This window comes from Cyanobacteriota bacterium (assembly GCA_025054735.1).
Lineage (GTDB): Bacteria > Cyanobacteriota > Cyanobacteriia > SKYG9 > SKYG9 > SKYG9.
In genome coordinates this window covers 1-2,361 of the sequence record JANWZG010000513.1, presented here as the reverse complement: position 1 = coordinate 2,361, position 2,361 = coordinate 1, and the positions used below count along the sequence as shown (strand labels likewise).

The 2,361-nt window shown below is 52.9% G+C and carries 2 protein-coding genes; one reads left to right on the top strand and one right to left on the bottom strand.

Annotated elements, in window-relative coordinates; all coding sequences use genetic code 11:
- Positions 1-866: phosphodiester glycosidase family protein (locus NZ772_17555; GenBank protein ID MCS6815363.1), on the top strand; the 866-nt coding region annotated here is incomplete at its 5' end.
- 79 nt (positions 867-945) lie between these two features.
- Here the strand turns inward: NZ772_17555 and NZ772_17550 are convergent.
- Positions 946-2,361: HAD-IC family P-type ATPase (locus NZ772_17550; GenBank protein ID MCS6815362.1), on the bottom strand; the 1,416-nt coding region annotated here is incomplete at its 5' end.

The window sequence follows — 2,361 nt, the reverse complement described above, 5'->3', positions numbered from 1 at the left end:
CAGTTCTAACTATGGCCCGGCGGTGGCAAGCCATTGCGGCCATCAATGGTGGGTTCTTTAGTCGCAACACCTACTCCCCCTTGGGAGCCATTCGTCGAGACGGTGTGTGGTATTCCAGCCCAATTTTGAACCGAGGGGCGATCGCTTGGGGTAATGATGGCACGGTCATGATCAATCGCCTTTCCTTATCACAAGCCATCACCACCAATACTGGTCAGAGTTTTCCCCTGCTGCATACCGACAGTGGCTACGTCCAAGCTGGGCTTTCTCGTTATACTCTGGCGTGGGGCAATACCTACAGCCCTCTGACTGACAATGAGGTGGTCATCACTGTGTCTAGAAACCAAGTGGTTGGGCAGCAAACCTTGGGCAAAGCTGGTGACAATGCCATTCCTCTGCCTGCCGATGGCTATCTGTTGGTGGCGCGATCGTACCGCACGGCGGCCAATGCCCTGCCCCCTGGAACGATCATCCAACTTACAGGCACAACGATGCCGCCGGAGTTTCAGAACTATCCCCATATTGTGGGCGGGGGGCCACTGCTACTGCAAGGGGGCCAAATTGTTCTAGATGCAGCCAGAGAACAGTTTAGTAATGCTTTCATTACCGAGGCTGCTGTCCGTAGTGCGATCGCAACCTTGCCCAATGGGAATTTGGCGATCGTCACAGTACAACACCGCGTCAACGGCAGAGGGCCAACCCTAGCAGAACTCGCCCAAATCATGCAGCAATTAGGAACTGTCGATGCCCTTAACCTAGACGGAGGTAGCTCCACTACCCTTTACTTGGGGGGACAGATTCTCAATCGTTCCCCCCGCACAACGGCCAGAGTTCACAACAGTATCGGTATTTTCTTGAGCTTTTGATGACCCTCAACTAGGGTAAGGGCTATGAGGAGCCTGCAATGGAGATACTCAGTAAACCATGGCCGTAACTGCTTCCTCCTCACCGCTTTCGGGCTACAGCTTGGGGAGGATCAATCCAGTTAGCCAAAAGGGCGGTTGGAATCATGGGTATTGCAGGCAACAGGCAAATTAGCCATTGATGCCCAGTCAAGGGAGCTGTGGCAAATAGGGTATTCATCACACTCCACTGGCTAAAGAGCAGTTGTAGGATGACTGCGGTTACAATCCCCACCATGACCATAGAGGCATTGGCGATCGCCCGGGTGCGACCACGCACATAGTCAACAATAGTCACCCCCAACTGGCTAATGCTAACCAAATAGACTATGCGGGCAGCAACTAGGGCTTGAATCGCCATGGTTCGGGCTACTGCTACATCTCCTGTTGCAGATTTGGCCCATTCAAACAGCCCAAAAATCAAAATCCAGTTGAAGACTGACACCACTAGAATGCGGCGGAGCAATCTTGGGGTTAGCAGGGGTTCATTGGGATTGCGGGGCGGCTGCTGCATTGTCCCTTGGGATTTTGGTTCAAAGGCAAGGGGAACCGTCATGGTGATGGAATTGATCATGTTTAACCAGAGGACTTGTAGGGATAAAATCGGCAATTCTCGCGCCAACAGCGCACTGATCAAAATCGTCATGGACTCGCCACCATTAACGGGCAGCAGAAACGCGATCGCTTTCCGCAGATTTTGATACACGGTGCGTCCTTCCTCCACAGCAGCTTCGATGGAAGCAAAGTTGTCGTCAGTCAACAGCATGTCAGCCGATTCTCGCGCTACCTCTGTACCCCCTTTGCCCATGGCAATACCAATATCAGCTTGTTTGAGGGCCGGGGCATCATTGACCCCATCGCCTGTCATCGCTACAATCTCTCCCTGGGCTTGGAGGGCTTCTACCAGTTGCAGCTTTTGGGCAGGGGCAACCCTAGCAAACACAGAGCCTTCCACGGCTGCTTGCTGGAGTTCCTGCGCATTCATAGTAGACAACTGTTGCCCTGCAAACGCGACTACCCCAGCAGCCGTTTGAATGCCCATTCGTTGGGCGATCGCCCGTGCTGTGGCAATGTGATCGCCTGTAATCATCTTGACTTGAATACCCGCTGACTGACAGGCATGAACCGCAGCAATCGCCTCTGGACGGGGTGGATCAATCATGCCCTGTAGTCCCAAAAACACTAAATCAGTGGCAACGTCCTCATGGTCGATAGCGTGCTGATAGGTGGGTGCTGTTTTTTGAGCAAACGCTAATACTCGTAACCCTTGACCTGCCATGGTGTCTACCTCTTGTTTGATTTGGCCAGGGTCGAGGGCGATTGGGTGTCCCTGAGCATCTAGCATCTGGGTACAGCGACTGAGCAACGCCTCCACTGAGCCTTTAACATATATCATTCGAGGCTCCGCATCGTGCAGAGTTGCCATGTACTGATAATCCGATTCAAAGGGAATAGCATC